13 protein-coding genes and 1 pseudogene are annotated in these 16,297 nt (G+C 64.4%); 12 read left to right on the plus strand and 2 right to left on the minus strand.

Annotated features, from left to right (window positions below):
- The 3 genes from CSR00_RS21895 to CSR00_RS21905 all read left to right on the plus strand — a co-directional run.
- On the plus strand, positions 1-2,372 hold a 2,372-nt coding region (locus tag CSR00_RS21895), incomplete at its 5' end, for a beta strand repeat-containing protein (protein ID WP_407662500.1).
- Positions 2,373-3,041: 669 nt separating this feature from the next.
- Entirely contained in the window at positions 3,042-3,494 is a 453-nt protein-coding gene (locus CSR00_RS21900; protein WP_099024539.1) for a hypothetical protein, read from the plus strand.
- Between the two features lie 252 nt (positions 3,495-3,746).
- Positions 3,747-4,430: a cutinase family protein gene (locus tag CSR00_RS21905; protein ID WP_245906380.1), complete on the plus strand. Its 684-nt coding sequence runs from the start codon at positions 3,747-3,749 to the stop codon at positions 4,428-4,430.
- Between the two features lie 42 nt (positions 4,431-4,472).
- Here CSR00_RS21905 and CSR00_RS21910 read toward each other — a convergent pair whose 3' ends face one another.
- A complete protein-coding gene (locus CSR00_RS21910) occupies positions 4,473-5,396 on the minus strand; it encodes a sulfurtransferase (RefSeq protein ID WP_245906384.1) in 924 nt (307 codons plus the stop codon).
- Positions 5,397-5,785: 389 nt separating this feature from the next.
- On the opposite strand from CSR00_RS21910, the gene CSR00_RS21915 reads away from it, so the two are divergent.
- A complete protein-coding gene (locus tag CSR00_RS21915; protein WP_245906382.1) occupies positions 5,786-6,688 on the plus strand; it encodes a PDR/VanB family oxidoreductase in 903 nt (300 codons plus the stop codon).
- Between the two features lie 102 nt (positions 6,689-6,790).
- Here the strand turns inward: CSR00_RS21915 and CSR00_RS21920 are convergent, their stop codons facing one another.
- Positions 6,791-7,447 (minus strand): TetR family transcriptional regulator, encoded by a 657-nt coding sequence (locus tag CSR00_RS21920; protein ID WP_099024541.1) that lies wholly within the window; start codon positions 7,445-7,447, stop codon positions 6,791-6,793.
- Positions 7,448-8,060: 613 nt separating this feature from the next.
- Between CSR00_RS21920 and CSR00_RS21925 the strand changes: the two genes are divergently transcribed.
- The 8 genes and pseudogenes from CSR00_RS21925 (at position 8,061) to CSR00_RS21955 (ending at position 16,187) form a co-directional block, all read left to right on the plus strand.
- Positions 8,061-8,255, plus strand: coding sequence for a ferredoxin (locus CSR00_RS21925; RefSeq protein ID WP_099024542.1), 195 nt, complete (start codon positions 8,061-8,063; stop codon positions 8,253-8,255).
- A 1,112-nt stretch (positions 8,256-9,367) separates the two neighbouring features.
- The gene (locus tag CSR00_RS21930) at positions 9,368-10,597 is read left to right on the plus strand and encodes a cytochrome P450 (protein ID WP_099024543.1); all 1,230 of its coding nucleotides are present in this window, start codon (positions 9,368-9,370) and stop codon (positions 10,595-10,597) included.
- Between the two features lie 5 nt (positions 10,598-10,602).
- Complete coding sequence (locus tag CSR00_RS21935; RefSeq protein ID WP_099024565.1) at positions 10,603-11,787, plus strand: aromatic ring-hydroxylating oxygenase subunit alpha; 1,185 nt, start codon at positions 10,603-10,605, stop codon at positions 11,785-11,787.
- A 21-nt stretch (positions 11,788-11,808) separates the two neighbouring features.
- Positions 11,809-12,693 carry a hypothetical protein gene (locus tag CSR00_RS21940; protein ID WP_099024544.1) on the plus strand — a complete coding sequence of 295 codons (885 nt, stop codon included), beginning with the start codon at positions 11,809-11,811 and terminating at the stop codon, positions 12,691-12,693.
- A 134-nt stretch (positions 12,694-12,827) separates the two neighbouring features.
- Positions 12,828-13,175, plus strand: a pseudogene (locus CSR00_RS31335) (Zn-ribbon domain-containing OB-fold protein); the annotation flags it as partial.
- Between the two features lie 3 nt (positions 13,176-13,178).
- A complete protein-coding gene (locus tag CSR00_RS31340) occupies positions 13,179-13,457 on the plus strand; it encodes an OB-fold domain-containing protein (protein WP_245906385.1) in 279 nt (92 codons plus the stop codon).
- Positions 13,454-14,620 carry a thiolase C-terminal domain-containing protein gene (locus tag CSR00_RS21950; RefSeq protein ID WP_099024546.1) on the plus strand — a complete coding sequence of 389 codons (1,167 nt, stop codon included), beginning with the start codon at positions 13,454-13,456 and terminating at the stop codon, positions 14,618-14,620. Before CSR00_RS31340 ends, CSR00_RS21950 begins: the two co-directional genes overlap by 4 nt.
- Before the next feature lie 40 nt (positions 14,621-14,660).
- Positions 14,661-16,187, plus strand: coding sequence for a class I adenylate-forming enzyme family protein (locus CSR00_RS21955; protein WP_099024547.1), 1,527 nt, complete (start codon positions 14,661-14,663; stop codon positions 16,185-16,187).
- Positions 16,188-16,297: the final 110 nt, after the last annotated feature.

Below are 16,297 nucleotides of genomic sequence, written 5' to 3' on the forward strand. Positions count from 1 at the left end.
CCGCCACACCCTCGCCCCTGGCGTTGGCGGTGCTGGGGTTCGTGCGCCGTGAAATCGACCTCACCTACGCCAATTTCAGTGTGTCGATCAACGGCCGCACGCTGATCCAGAACGGCACAGCGGTGGCAACCTCCGACGGCTTCGGCTCCATCGCCATCGCCCACGGCGACGGCGCCACCGCCACCGCCGAAGGCTGGTTCAGCCGCGCCATCGTCCGCGGCGACGACTCCACCGCCGAAGCCACCGACGGCAACTTCAACACCGCCCGCGCCTACGGCAACAACAACGACGCCGACGCCACAGGAACATTCAGCAAGGCGACTATCCGCGGCTCCAACAACACCGCGATCGCGAATGGCGACGCCACTACCGCCAAGATCATCGGTTCGGACTGTGTGGCGTTGGCCGATGGCAGCTACAGCACCGCGTTCATCAACGGCACCGGCGATGCTGCCACCGCCAACGGTGTCGTGGCCCGGGCGCTGATCTTCGGCGACTCCAGCGCCGCCGAAGCCTCCACCCTCGGTGGTGAGGTCTTTGCAGCGGCCGTGCTCGTCGGTGATTCGAGCCTGGCTACTGCTTCTGGTGGATTCACCAGCGCGCTCCTTGTCGGCAACACCAGCACAGTCAACAGCTATGGTGGTGACTTCAATCGGGCAGTCGTCATCGGTGACAACAACATCGCCAGTGCCACCGACGGGCACAGCGTGGCCTACATCCACGGCGACAGCAACAGCATCACCGCAAGTGGTGAGGGCTTAGCCACCGCCGTGATCATCGGAGAGACCAACACCGCCACAACATTTACCGGGGCAGGGTCGCGAAGTAAGGCCGTCATCATCGGCTCAACCAGTGTCGCCAACTCTGTGGGTCGTGACGGCTCCACGGCGATCGCCCGCATCGTCGGTTCCGACAGCAACGTCTTGGTGGTCGGGCAAGGCGGCGCGAACTCGACGGGTCTCGTCGTCGGCACGGACAGCTCGGCGGTCTCCACCGCGGAAGGTGAGGGTGGCTTCGGCCAGGGATCGACAGTTGTCCTGATCGGTGACGACAACCTCGGTACCGCCTCGGCCCTCGACTCGCGCGCCACAGTCCTGGTGCGCGGCGCCGGCAACGAGGGAAACGCGGATTCAGAGGAGGGCGGCAACGCCTACATCAAGGTTGTCGGTGACGACAACACGGCCCAGGCGACTACCGTTGATGGCCGGGCCAGGATCGTCGTGCACGGCGACGAGAACGAGGCGACCGCGGTCGCCGACTGCGGCTACGCCACCCTGATGTTGGTGGGTGACCTCAACGACGGCACGGCAACAACGTCGGGTGGGCGCGCCAAGGTCGTGGCGCTGGGAAACAACGGCTCCGCCGCGGCTGCTGCCGAAGACGGTGCGGCAACGGCCATCACCGGCAGTGGGAGTACTGCGGTTGCCGACACCATCGGCGGTGTGGCCAAGGCTGCTGCTTTCGACTCCAGTGTCGCCAGCGCCGAAAGCACTGACGGCAGCCTGGCCAGCGCCTTCGCAGCCGATTCCAGTGCCGCGTCCGCCAGCGCTGACGGCGGTGTGGCCCGCGCCGTCGCCACCGACGGTAGCGCCGCCGACGCCACCAGCGAGGGGGGCTTGGCCAAAGCCGTGGCCAGCAACAGCAGCTCGGCCACCGCGAACGGCTTCGATGGTGGCACGGCCCTTTCTGCGGCCCGGGACCTAAGCAATGCCACTACATTCGCGGCCGAAGCCAGCGTGGCCAGTTCCGTCGCCCGTCACGACAGCATCGCTAGGGCTGTCGCGATCGATCACGGTCGGGCCACCGCGCACGTGCGCGAGAACTCCGACGGTCTCGCGCTGGCGCAGAATCACGGCCGGGCCACCGTCGCCGTCGCCGACAACAGTTCGGGAAGCGCGGACGCCGAAGACGGTGCGCGCGCCCACGTCCTGGGCGGCCACGGCTCAACCCTAGTCTCGCAGGCAGAGGGATCCGGCAGCGTTTCGAAGGCCACGAACGTCGGCGAGAACAGCGTGATCGTCAGCGAGGCGGACAACGGTGGCCACAGCCACGTCTTCATCCTCGGCAACGACAACGCCGCCCACGCCACCAGCGTCCAAGGTCTGGCCAACGCCACCATCATCGGCAACCAGAACGCTGCCCTCGCCGACAGCGACAACAGCTTGGCCAGCAGCGTGATCCTCGGTGACCTCAACCTCGCCGACACGACGGCCACCGACGGCGCCCCCGACACCGATCTGGTCCTCGGCAACGGCACTGATTCCGCAGCGTTGCAGACAGCCATCTTCGAGGTGACTGCAGAGGCGACAATCCTCAAGGCCATGATCGCCGACAAGGCCATGAACGCCATCACTCAGTACATTTCCAGCTGACCAGGATTGAACAACGCGTCGCCGGGCTTGCGGGTCGCAGCAATGGGTAACCGCCAAAGCTCGCACCGCCTCCGACGAGGATAACAACGCCATCGCGGTAGATGCTGGCCTGACGGCCGAGACCGGGACCGGGACCGGCGACGGGTTAACGGTGGTGGAGCTGTTCGTCCAGGACATCGCCTGTTCGGTCCGTGATTCCACGGCTGGGATCTCGGCGACCGGTGTCAGGCCGGTGGTCTATCGGTGTTGCCCGATACCAGGGCATCACCGCGCACGGGTAGGCCGGGAGTCAGGCTCGCGGACCGACCACAAGTTCGCTCTACTCGAACGCGAACCTAGGCCGCCGACAGAGATCGACTTGCCCCAGATTGGATGAGAATTCTTGTGTGCCTGATTCTCATCCAGTCTGGGGCAACGCACGTCAGCCTGTATAGCCTGCCTCAGATTCAATGAGAACGGACATCAGTTTCACCGGTTCGCGTGTCTCCCCGGTGGCCGTTCTGGGCCATTGGCACCAAGACGAGGTGGTCACATCCGATCATGAAGAATGGGGCACGACACCTGCTTCGACGGCGTTGGGATCGACACTTGCACCGAACTCGTCACGGACCCTATCTGCGGTCCGCAGGGAAACAGTCGCAGACGCCAGGCCTCTGCGGTGGCAGGCACATGAGCGCCGCCGACATTGTTCGCGCTGCCGTCCGGACCAGCGGTGGCTTGGGTGATGCGTGGTGCTCCGGGGCCGACGTCCGGCAGCCTGACGCGGTTCGTGTTGGTAGCCGGCTCGTGGTTGTCGAAACGGACGGGGACAACCTCGGCTGGCTGATGACAACGTACGCGGTGTCCGACGACGGCGCCGAGGCCACGCCGATCGCAGTCATTGCCGGGGAGAACCCCGGCGCCGTCCACACGCTCACGTCGTGGCTGCGTACGACCGCAGGACCGATGGCGTGGAAGCGTATCCGACCCGGCCTGTACAGGTCCGGTGCGTACTTCGTGGGACAGCTCGACACCGGAGAATGGTTCGCAGAGGGCCCGGGGGTTGACCAAGCCTTCGACGACAAAGCACAGGCCCAGCGCGCATGCGACGCCGCTCGGACCGGCACTCGCACCCAGGGGTGAGCATGTCGTGTCACCCACTTCCCCGCGCACCGCGTTCATCCCCCGGCTGCACCGAGCCCAAATCGCCACTGTGACGCAATGGAGGGTTGAGGCTATCCCCCGGACCGCCGCCGGAGAGTCGTCGACTTTGGGCCTGCGTGCTCACGCCGGTGGCTAGGCTGACGAATCGAGGGAACGCGCCGGCATCGTCGCCGGCAAGTGATTTCGGGGGGCCATCTGACCAGAAGGATGCGAGTCGCCTGGTCTCTGTTCGTGGCGATCGTCATGACGCTCACGGCATTGAACTTCTCGACTCCCTACACGTCGGCGCAACCCTGTCCGGACATCGGCGTGGTCTTCGCGCGGGGCACGTCGGAGCCGCCCGGCGTCGGCAGCACCGGACAGGCCTTCATCGACTCACTGCGGGCGCAGGCGGTGCCACGCACCGTCGGAGTCCACGCCGTGAACTATCCGGCTAGCGGCGACTTCTTCGGCCCAGGCTTCACTCTGAACCTCGTCGACGGCATCCGCGACGTCCTCGATCACATCCGTGGCGTGGTGTCCGTGTGTCCGCAGACGCAGATGATCATCGGCGGTTACTCGCAAGGCGCGATGGTCAGCGCATTCGCGACGTCGGACGTTCTGCCGGGCGGCGTACCGCCGGACTCGGCACCCATACCGCTCCCGGCCGAGGTCGCCGACCATGTCGCCGCGATCGTGCTCTTCGGCAAGCCGAACGGCATGTCACTGGCCAAGTACAAGACGTCCGCGGTCGGCGCCAGCCGGGTCTACGCCTCCAAGCTCCTCGAGCTGTGCGCTCCCGGCGACTCGGTCTGCTCCGCCGACCCCGCCGCCCCGGTCGATCTCGTCGCACACGGACGCTATGCCTCAAACGGGATGACCGGCAGCGGGGCCGCCTTCGCTGTCAGCAGGCTACCCGTGCCGCCGCTCCCCTGACCCCCTCGCACCACATACGTCGGCGACTCCTGGAAGGCGACGTTAGGCAGCGGAGGGGTCCGTCATCGGCAGATTCGGATCAGCGTTCCACTCCATCATGCTTGCGTCATATATCGCGACGTCCTCGCGCCCCGATAGCTTCAAGCCGAATCCGGTCATCGTCGCACCAATGCCGGCGCCGCAGTACGTAATAACTGCACCTTGCTGCGGAAGTCCATTGGCACGGAACGCTTCGCGTAGTCGGTCAGCGCCGTGAAAGCAGCCGCTGTCACCGTCGACGAGGTCAGCGAAGTAGACATTCATCGCGGTCGCGATGTGTCCGCGGCGGTTGCCGAAGGTTCCATATTGACTGTCCACTTCACCGCTATAGGACTCTGGACTCAGTGCATCGACGATGGTGGCCGAGCCACTACGAATGGCGTCGAGAACCGCTTCCTTGGTTGCCATTCCACGCTGAACGTCCGGGCGCACCGCGAACGTCGTCGGCTCGTACTCCACGGCCACGGCAGATACCGGGCGCCCTTCGGCGGTCCACTTGAGCCAGCCTCCGTCGAGGATCGCAACATCGACACCAGCATGGTGCAGTAGCCACCACGCCCGCGTTGACCAGGCATGTCCCACGGCGGCGGAATTCGGCGTGTCGGGGTTGGGACCTGCATAAAGCACGACACGACTACTGGCCGAAATACCGAGACGGCCGATCGTTTCGGCGAGGCGCTCCGCAGAGGGCCACGTGTACGGCAATGCAGCGTTCGGATCCGCCAGTTCGCCCCAGGGATTGGCCACATCGAGGTAGGCGGCGCCGGGAATATGGTGCTGGAGGTAGTGAACCTCACGGCCGTGGTTCACAAAGTCGGTGGTTCCGACACTTCCGGTGCAGTCAAAGATACGCAGACGCGGATCGTCCAGATGACCGGCGAGCCAATCGGTCGACACCAGATAGTCGAGGCGTTGTTCGGACTCCATCAATTCCACCCTTCGTTGATGCTGTCACCAAGCGGTCTAAACCTACGTTAGTAAGTTTTACTGGCAGCCGCTGCTGTTCGTTCCAACTTCTCCACCCTCGCCTACCTCCGTCGGCAACGAAGGCTCGAACCATGCATCCCGACTCCTGAGCGACCTGTAGTAGCCTACAGCGAGTAGGTTTAGGGATCTGCGTCGAGGCACCCGGGGCGACACTGTGGTGAAACCCCGGTGCATGACTGCATGCGGAAGAAACAGCATCACGGGGCGCATACCGTCACCGTGAGCTCGTTGTCTGAGGTACCCGGTACGAGATTGGAGTGGAACCGACGGTGTCCAATTCCACTGTCCCCCCGCTTTTCTTGCCGCTACGAGTAATCGGCAAGGATCCGGTGGCTCACGATATTGTCGCCATTACCCTATGCGAGCCGGATGGCGGGCCCGTTCCCGCATGGGAGCCCGGAGCCCACGTCGACGTCCAACTCGGCGACATGACTCGCCAGTACTCGTTGTGCGGGGACCCGACGCAACGGCAGTCACTGACTATTGCCGTGCTCAGGGAACCTGCGAGCCGTGGCGGCTCCGCATTCGTCCACGACAAGCTCGCCGTCGACGATCTCGTAGATGTTTCCCAACCGCGCAACCATTTCCCTCTGGTCACAGCCCCGTCCTACCTCTTCGTCGCCGGCGGTATCGGAATCACTCCGCTGCTGCCAATGATCGGAAAGCTCGCGGCGCAACGGCGCCCCTGGCGGCTGCTCTACGGCGGCCGGAGCCGGTCCAGCATGGCTTTTGCCGACATACTCGAAGACGATCACCGGGGCAACGTCGAGCTTCGTCCGCAGGACGAGTACGGGCTGCTGGACCTGGCAGCCGCAGTCCGGGACGCCGAAGCCGGCGCCGCGGTCTACTGCTGCGGTCCGGAACCCTTGCTGACGGCGATGGAATCAGTATGTGCGAAAAGAGAAGACGTCGACCTGCACGTCGAGAGGTTCGCACCCAAGCCGGCCGCCGACCGGAAAGTCGCTGCGGCGTTCGAAGTCGTGCTGGGCCGAAGCGGCGACAGTGTCATGGTCACGGCGACGGAATCGTTGCTCGACGCATTGCTGCGCCATGGCGTCGAGGTCGACTTCTCGTGCCGGGAAGGCACCTGCGGCACCTGCGAGGTGACGGTGATCGACGGAGTTCCCGACCATCGCGACTCGGTGCTTACGACGGACGAGAAGGCAGCCAACGACGTCATGATGGCCTGCGTCTCCCGCAGCTGTGGCAAGCGACTGATACTGGATCTATGAGACCCGGCACCACCGCAACAACAACCGACGACGGCCGACGGTGAAGCTCCCTGAGAGGTCCGGTGACGTCGATCGTCCGGGACGGGCTGGCACCCCTGAAGGCTAGGCCGGGAACCGCTCGGCAGTTGATCCGCGCACGTCACTGTTGGCCACTCCATACAAGAAGCTACGTATGCGTTCGGCGAAGAGCTCTTTGACCGTGAGGTCGTTGGCGTCCACTGCCTCTGCCAGGTGCGGAAACTCCGCGCGATCGAACGCTGGGAATGCCGACCGCGGGCTGCGCCGGCCACCGCGGCGAGCCTCCGACAGTACGGCGCCGATACAGATCGTCTCCACGCCGTCCAAAATGGCGGCGTGCAGGTGTACTGGAACCCCCGATGCCTTCAGGAACACCGCGGCATCCTCGTATGACTTCAGCAGCACCTCGCGCGGGAGGTGCTCAAGCAGGGCAGGCGCAGCGTTGCGGTGCCGTAGCACTGCTTGGCGAAAGTTCAACCCGAAAGCCACCAGATACTCCGGCCAGTCCGGACCGGGGGGCCGGCGGGGTTTGGTGACCGATACTCCGGCGATGTAGTGGGCTATCGCGCTCATGATGGCGTTCTTGTCGGCGAAGTGGTGATACAGCGAGGGTGCGCTGACCCCCATCTCCTCGGCAAGGCGAGGGAGACTGAAGGCATCCAGGCCGTCCTGATCGATGATCGCGAGGGAGGCCGAGACGACCTTCTCCCGGGTGATCAGTGCCTTGGGCGGACGTGCCACCTCAGCACTCCCCGACCGGATAACAGCAACAAACGGTGACGAACATCTGCGCGCCTTCCTCGGACCTCATCCGTCTGGATGGCATGCCATAGTGCGCCGCCGACGGACGAAAACCAAATTCGTGTAGATACTAGCCTGCCCTGCGAGATCAACGTGGCCGTCAAGACGCGCAGAGCAGCTCGATGTCACCGACTTCACGCCCACATGGCGTTAGTGACCTCAGCCGAACCGCGAGGCGGGCGAAGTAGCGAGGCTTGACCGCGAACGATCGGATAACACGACGGCTCGGCCCTCAGCGAGAGTCGCTCTTGCACGACGGACTGCTGTCCGTGGCACTCCACTGCGTCGGCGGCGCCTACGCGGTGGCCATCGGCCGGACAGCACATGCCGATCTGGGGTGGGACCGTCAAGCCGTCACGACTCATCGAACCAAAGGTCTTCTGGTTCACGGCCACTGATCATCAGCAGTACCCGTCATCGGTACCTACTAGCGTAAGGTTGAACCCGGCCCCAGCGCAACGAGTGGAATGCCGAGTGCGCGACCGAGTCGGGCAGTCCGACCCCGATCAGCCCTGGGCCGTTCCATAGCTGTGGAGAAACGGAGTTGCGGATCATGAGAGTTCGTCTCGAACGAAACAAGTGCGCTGGCCATGCCCAGTGCCATGCCGTCGACCCCGACCTGTTTCCGATCGACGACGGTGGCTTCTCGATCCTCGAGCCGCACAGTGTGGCGGCCGGCGACGAACATTTGGTGCGCGACGGCGCGGCCGCGTGCCCCGAACTCGCGCTCATCGTCGAAGACGACTAGGGCGCGTCTCCCATAGGGTGGCGGGTCTTGAGGCGCCACTGTCGAGGTAACGTCGGCTTCTCGGTACCGGTTCTTCGGTCACGCTCAGAGGCAGCTGGTTGCGGGGTTTGTTGCCCTCCAGCGATGGCCTGACCGGGACGCAGGGGGCTGGGTCGAGTTATACGAATGCGCCGCTGAGCGAGTGTGAACCCGCAGGTCGCGGCATCGGTCGGTCGCCGGCGGGTTGACTACCAAGACCCACACTGCCATCGAGGGCAACGGCCATCCATTGGCGGTGGTGGTCACCGCGGCAACGCAACGACCAGGCGATGCGCGCCGGCGTGCCCTGCGAGATTGTCGTGCCGACTGCTGCGCGGCCGAAAGATCACCGCACGCCCACCGCCGTTTCAACGCCGGTGGTCGGCCACCAGGACTCGACGAGATCCGCGACAAATGGCGTGATCTCGCCGAGCGATCATTCGCACCAGTCAAACAATGGCGCGCCTTGGCCACCCGCTACGACGCACTCCCATCGTCCGCCGCGCCGCCCTCGTCCTCGGCGCCTGCATCACCTGGACATGCCATATGGGAGACACGCTTTGGCCAAGAAGTACAGCCGCGTTCTGGCCCGCCGAAACCCGGCGCCGGGCTCCGGACTGGGCATCGCGCTGGGCGCGGGCAGCCCTGAATAGATCGCACAGCGTGGCGACTCCGTCGACGCTCGCAACATGCAACAAGAGGCCGTTGAGCGTTGGTTTTCCCGTCCACACAGCTACTTGACATCGCATGATTGACGCCCTATACCTATAGACGTAAGGTTTATCTACGACGACGGCGCTGGCCGCTCGCACACCTCGGGAATGCAGTGCCGTGCCGCGAAAGGAGAGCCGTGCAACCAGGCACGACGTCGCGCGATACGCCCGGCATCGGGCCGGTTCTCGGCTGTCGGTGATGAGCCTTCTGTCGGACGCAGCGGACCGCGGAAGCGGTCATGCCGCTGGATGACCGGCCGATGGCAATACGGCCTACACGATCAGAATTGTCGACCGAATAACGCAAACAGGTCAGGAGAGTTCGGTGCTGGATGGGTATGGGCAGTGTCGGTTTGTCGGGTTGTGCGATTGGAGGCGCTCATGACGACCTTGGAGCGGGTGCCCGCAGACTTGATCGTGGATTTCGACGTCTATGACCCAGCCTTGGCGGCTCCGGTCGACATCATGCAGGAACGAGTGGCGCAATTGCGTGCGGTCGGCCCGGTGGTGTTCTCCCCGGCGTATGGCGGCCATTGGATCGTGACACGCCACCACGAGATCCAGCAGGTGCTCACCGATCCCGAAACGTTCTCCAGCTACCCGAACAACCTGGTGACCAACGATATCGGCAAGTTCATTCCGCTCGAGTTGGATCCGCCGGAGCACACAGCGTATCGGCAGGCTCTGCAGCCGCTATTCAGTCCGCAACGGATGAAACGTCTCACCGATCAGATCCGGCTGGTGGTCAATGAGCTCATTGACGGGTTCGCCGCCAAGGGACACGTCGAGTTCGTCGCCGAGTTCGCTCACGAGTTGCCGGCACGGATCTTCTTGGCCCTGGTGGACTGGCCACTGACCGATGCGCCGTTGTTCACCGAGGCGACCGACACGATCCTGCTGGGTAAGCCGGGGGGCAGCGAAGAGGAGTCGAACCAGGCTCGCATGATGGCCGGGCTGCAGATGTTCGGCTATTTCCAGAGCATCATCGAGCAGCGGCGCGCCACTCCGGGCGACGACATCACCTCCAAGCTCATTCACACCGAAGTCACGTTCCCCGACGGCACCCGGCTGCTCACTGATGAAGAACTCAACCGCATGTTCTTCCTGCTGTTGATCGGCGGCTTGCACACAGTCCAGGGATCGCTGGCGTGGTCGATACTGCATCTGGCCAACAACCCCGAGCAGCGCAGCACCATCATCGCCGACCCGTCGTCGATTCCCCGGGCGGTCGAGGAGATCCTGCGCTACGAGGCGGCCATCACCGCGGGCCGGCGCGCCACCCGCGACGTGACTCTGGGCGGTGTTCGCATCGCCAAAGACGACCAGTTGATCGTGATGCTGTGCTCGGCGAATCGCGATGAGTCGGAATTTCCCGATGCCGATCGTTTCGACGTCACCCGCTGGCCGAATCGGCATCTGTCGTTCGGTGCCGGTGTGCACCGCTGCGTGGGATCGCATCTGGGCCGGGTGGAGCTCGCGGTGGCGTTGGAGGAGCTTCATCGACGGATTCCCGACTATCGGCTCGTCGAGGACGACCCGCCGGTATTCCATTCCAGCCAGGTCCGTGGGTGTGTGCGCATGCCCATCACCTTCACCCCGGAAGAGAGATGATCGCCGTGACGACATCACTGCCCCGCCATGACCGCATCCGCCACGCGCTGGAACTGCTTCGAAACGACACTACGGACACCTTCGACGACGTCGTCGGGTTCCGCGCCGAGGAGTACACCGACCCGGAGCTGGCACAGCGAGAACGGGATCTGATCTTCGGACGCGTCCCCTCGATCCTCGCCCATTCCTCAGAGATCGCCAAGCCCTACGACTTCCTGACCGCGCAGATGCCGCGCAACAACATCATCGCGGCCCGACAGCCCGACGGCACCGTCAAGGCCTTCGTCAATCTGTGTCGGCACCGCGGGGCAATGCTGGAAAACCAGGAAAAGGGCCGCTGCCGCGTTTTCTCCTGTCCCTACCATCGCTGGTCCTACGATCCCGACGGCACCCTGCGCACCGTCACCCGCGAAGCCACCTTCGGCGGTTTCGACCGCAGCGAGTTCGGACTCGTCCAAATCCCCTGCGAAGAACGCCACGGCCTGATCTGGGTCATCGACAACGCCGACGCAACCAGCATCGACGTCGCCGACTGGCTCGGCCCCCAAATGGACGCCGTCCTCGCCGGCTATCGCCTCGACGAGAAGCTGTGCTACCGAGCCGGCGGATTCGACGAGCCGACAAACTGGAAGATCATGCAGGACGCCTTCCTGGACGGCTACCACATCCAGTACGCACACCCCAACACCGCCGGCAAGATCGTCCACACCAACGTGATGGCCTTCGAAGACTTCGGCCGGCACTGCCGCTTCATCGCGCCCCGCAAGTCCATCGACCGCTGGCTCGAGGAAGACCCCGGCGACACCCCACTGGATCCCTATGTCACCGAGACTCACTTCCTGCTGCCCAATAGCACTCTGCTGCGCCAGCCCGACCACTATCAGCTGCTGACGTTCCGCCCCCACCCCACCGACCCCACCCAGTCCCGCATGGAACAGCGGCTCATGGTGCCTAAGCTCGAGGACTCCGGCCTTGAAGAGGACCACTGGACTCAGCTCTGGGACAAGAACTGGCAGATCCTCTTGGCCGTGCTCCACGACGAGGACTTTCCCCTGCTGCGGGAGTCCCAGCGCGCGATCGGCAGCGCCAATGCCGGCCCGATGCTCCTGGGCCGCAACGAGACCGCCAATCAGGTCTTTCGCCGCGAAATCCATAAACTCCTCACCAACACCCCACCACACAGTGAATAGGCCGACACAACTACCGACCCGATGATCAAGTACGAGTGGCGCTCTCAACTCGACCCGCACGAATCAACCGAACTCAGCGAACTACTCACTCGCGCAGCCGTCTATGACGCTGAACCGGAGTACAACACCATCGATTTCGCCGACATCGAGCAATCCATGGCATGCTCGGATCCGCAGTTCCGTCATCTGGTGATCTGGATGCTTCCGCACGGGACCGCGATGTCCGAACCCGACGAACCCGAACACATCGCCGGTGTTCTGCGACTCCACGTGGACGAGGACAGCACCGCAACCGCGACCATGGTGATCGATCCGAGGATGAGGTCCATCGGCATCATGACGCTGCTGCTGGAGCAGGTCGGCTTGGTCACCGAGTGCGAAGGAGGTTGGTGCGGCACCGGCGCCAGATCGATCGGCTCGTGGGCCAGAGGCAACCACCCCGCCAGCGGCCGGTTGAGCGACCGCTTCCTCATCCCACGCAGTCGACGAATCTGGAAACTGATCCGAGCTACCGGCGCGCACCCCGCGGCGCCGGTGCTCGAGCCTGTCGACCGACGCACCATCGAGCACCTCGAGTGGGCCCGGCCCGCGGCCGAGGCGCCCACGCTGTATGTACTGCGCGAATCCGGTCCGGTCGGTGCGGTGTCGATTGACCTGACTCCCACGTCGTCCGACGAGTTCGGTCGGTGCGCCACCATCACATCGTGCGCTGCGTCTCCATCGGCCGGGGCGGACGCACTGAGGCGGTTGTTCGACGGAGCCGGAGCCATTGCGAATGACAGCGGCCTGACGGGATTGATCATCTACGTCGATTCGCAGGACACCCGCCTGGTCCATGCCTGTCGCCTCGCGGGGTTTCAGCATGACCGCACCGACGTCCTCTACCAGCTGGGCGATCCACGATGACGACAGGAGATGTAGTGGCAGGCTCTTCGCCTCCGTCCGATCTTCTCACTACCGTCGATGCGCACAGGAGGGCCCTTGTCGCCGGAGACAACAAGACGATACTGGCTGATTTCCTGCCTGGCCGGGCGGGTCAGATGATCGCCTCTGTCGACCTGCCACCCAGGCTCGAATCTTCGGAGCTCCAAGGCCTCACTTCGGCCTCGGACGGAACCTATGACGCGGTTATCCGCTATACCACACCGAAGGGCACCTCGTTCGAGCTGCGGTCCCGTTGGGTTCGGTTCACCGATGGGTCCTGGCGAGTGTCCAGTGTGCGCAACATCCCTGCGACGCCGCCGTGGGTGCACCCGACGGGTCCGTCTGCGGACGGTTCGGACACGCCGCACTGGGAGGGACTGCGCGAGGGCAGACTCCTGCTGCAACGTTGTCGACAGTGCCGGATGTGGTCCTGGCCGCCGAGACCCCTCTGTTCGAAGTGTCACTCCTTGGATCTCGGCTGGGAGGATGTCGAGCCGGCAGGCACCGTTTTCTCCTGGACGCGCACGTGGCATCCCTTCACCAGGGAGGCAACCGGCCACCTGCCCTACGTTGTGCTCGTCGTGGAGTTGCCTGGCGCCGACAACCGGCGAGTGCTCGGTGCCCTCTGCGGCATCGACGACATCAACCCTCGTATCGGCCAGATCGTGCGAGGCTCGATCGAGCATCCACCCCGCGACAGCTACTGGCCTTTGCTCAGATGGCGGATCTGCGAGCAGCAAAAATGAGCGGATTTCGAGGTTCGACAGCGGTGGTGGGCGTCGGCGCGACCGACTACTTCGCGCGCGGCACCAGCCCGCTGTCCACGGCCCAGCTCGTTCTTCAAGCGATTCTGGCGGCCTGTGACGACGCCGGCGCCGACCCCCGCACAATTGACGGATTCGTCTCCTACAGCAACGATTCCAGTGACGCCCTTGCCATTGCCGCTTCCTTGGGCGTGCATGAAGTGCGTTGGTCCACCCAGATTTGGGGTGGCGGCGGAGGCGCTGTCGCCGCCGCCGTCAACTGCGCAGCCGCGGCGGTATGCAGCGGCCAAGCCGAACGCGTGATCGTCTATCGCGGACTCAGCGAGGCTGTCGACGGCCGTGGCGCATACAACAAGGGCCACCTTGGACCTCTGTATTCCGCGCACGGTGTGGTGGCCCCGGCACAGATCTGTGCGATGCGCACGCAGCGGATGCTTGAAGTCGACGCTGTGCCAGCCTCGGCCATGGAGGCGGTAGCTCTGGCGGGCTATCACCATGCTCAAACGAACCCACGTGCGGTGGCCTTCGGCAGGCCACTCGACAGCGAGCAGTACCGCAGCAGTCGAAACGTCTCAGAGCCGTTTCGGCTGTACGACTGCTCCCGGGAAAACGACGGTGCCGCCGCTCTTCTCGTGGCCTCGGCAGACGCGGTGTCCGAATTCCGGGGCGTGCCCGCCTACATCCTGGCCGGGGTTCAAGGCGCGGCGGCCGAGTGGCTGGAGTCGGTCGAGAACGAAAGGCACTACACCAGCGCGGGGTTCCATCCCGCTCTCGTTCGCCGGCTATGGGGCGATGCGGGCATCGATCCTGGTGATGTGGACGTCGCCCAGGTCTACGAGAACTTCACCGGGCCGGCCGTCGCCGCGATGATCGATCTGGGCCTGTGTCCGCCCGGGCCTGCCGCGGGCAGGTTCATGACGGTGGAGAACTTGACGGTGGGCGGCGGGGAGCTGCCGATCAACACTGCCGGCGGCAACATCGCCGAGGGCTTCGTCCATGGCATCGGGTTGGCGGTCGAAGCGGTCCGCCAGATTCGTGGTGGATCACCCAATCCGGTGGAGGACGTCGATATTTCGTTGTTGGTGGGCGGGCCGATGGCACCATTGGTCAGTTCCACGGTGTTCGGCCGCCCGGCCACCGTGTAGCGCTACGGCGCCGATACCAGTCTGACAAGGAGGACAACAGATGGCCGCGACAGTAGGTTCGGCTGTGCAATGGTGGGCCAGGACCGCTTCCGATCGGGCTGCGATCATCGTCGACGAGGACGTTCTGACGTACCGGCAGTTCCACGAGTGGTCCAGCCGACTGGCCAGACGACTGGTCGACGACGGCATCAAACCCGGACAACGAGTTGGCCTGCTCGCCCCCAACAGCCTGCTCTGGCCGGTGGCGGCGATGGCAATTCTGAAGACCGGCGCCGTCATCGTGCCGTTGAACGCCCGGCTCAAGGCCGCCGAGCTACGCAAGATCAGCGATGACGCCGGAATCAGTGCGATGTTCGTCGCACCGACGTTGGCTGCTGCGGCGGAGGACGCCCGCACCGCCGGGCCCGACTTCGAGATTCTGGACTGGAACGCCGTGGCGGACGAGCGAGGTGGCCGGCCCGACGACTTCCGCATCGACACCGCCCTTGATGACCCCATAGCGATCATGTTCACCAGCGGTTCCACCGGGCTGCCCAAGGGCATCATCCTGACGAACCAGACCCTGCTCAATATCGTGTTGGAACGCACTCTCACCGAGGAAGGCTTCTGCCCCGCGACCGTGAGCCTGATGGTATTGCCGCTGGCATTCACCCCGGGGATGGTCTACGGCGTCATGATGACCAGTGTGTTGGGTGGAACGCTGGTGATCGAACGTGAACTCGACGGCTCCCGCGCGGTCAGGGTGATCGAAAAGCACTCCGTCAAAACGCTCTTCGGCGTACCGCTGATATTCGAAGCCATGGCCGCCGCCCCGGAGTTCGCCGGTGCCGATCTGAGCTCACTGAAGACCGCCATCGTCGGCGGAGCGGCCGTGTCCCCCGAGCTGTTGCAGGCGTGGGCGGACAAGGGCGTACTGCTTCGCCAGATCTACGGCATGACCGAGGCCGGCGGAGTCGCCATCGCCACCACGAAATCGGAGGCTCTGCAGCATCCCGAATCCTGCGGATTCGGATCGGTGTTCACCGAAGTGCGCGTCGTCAACGAAGACGGCTCACCAGCTGCACCTGGACAGACCGGCGAACTGGTCGTTCACGGCCCCGGTGTCACTCCCGGCTATTGGGACGACCCCGCCACCACGGCGCAAGCCCTGCGCAACGGCTGGCTGCACAGCGGCGACCTGGGTACCAGCGACGAAGAAGGCCGAGTCACCTTCGTCGACCGCATCAAGGACCTCATCATCACCGGCGGCATCAACATTTCTCCCTTCGAGATCGAGACGACCATCGCCACGCTCGACGGTGTCGCCGAAGTCGCCGTCATCGCGGCCAAGGATCCCAGGTTCGGCGAAACTCCCGCAGCCATCATCACCACCACGACGGAGGGCCCCGATCTCAACGAAACCGCCGTGGTCACCCACTGTGAAGGTCAGCTCGCCAGCTACAAAGTTCCCCGCTACGTCGTCCTGCGTGCGCAACCGCTACCCCGGCTACCCAGCGGCAAGATCGCCAAAACCACACTGCGCCAACAGTACAAAGACATCACCGACCACTGCCCACGACTGCGGTGACCCACGCTCCACCACCGACGGTGCCCTCAACCGTCTTGACCCAACTCGCAACGCCCCATTGACTCCAACAAACCTAATTGCCTAAGGTTACGGTTGTCGGGCAGCACTCG

This window comes from Mycolicibacterium palauense, assembly GCF_002592005.1.
Classification (GTDB): domain Bacteria; phylum Actinomycetota; class Actinomycetes; order Mycobacteriales; family Mycobacteriaceae; genus Mycobacterium; species Mycobacterium palauense.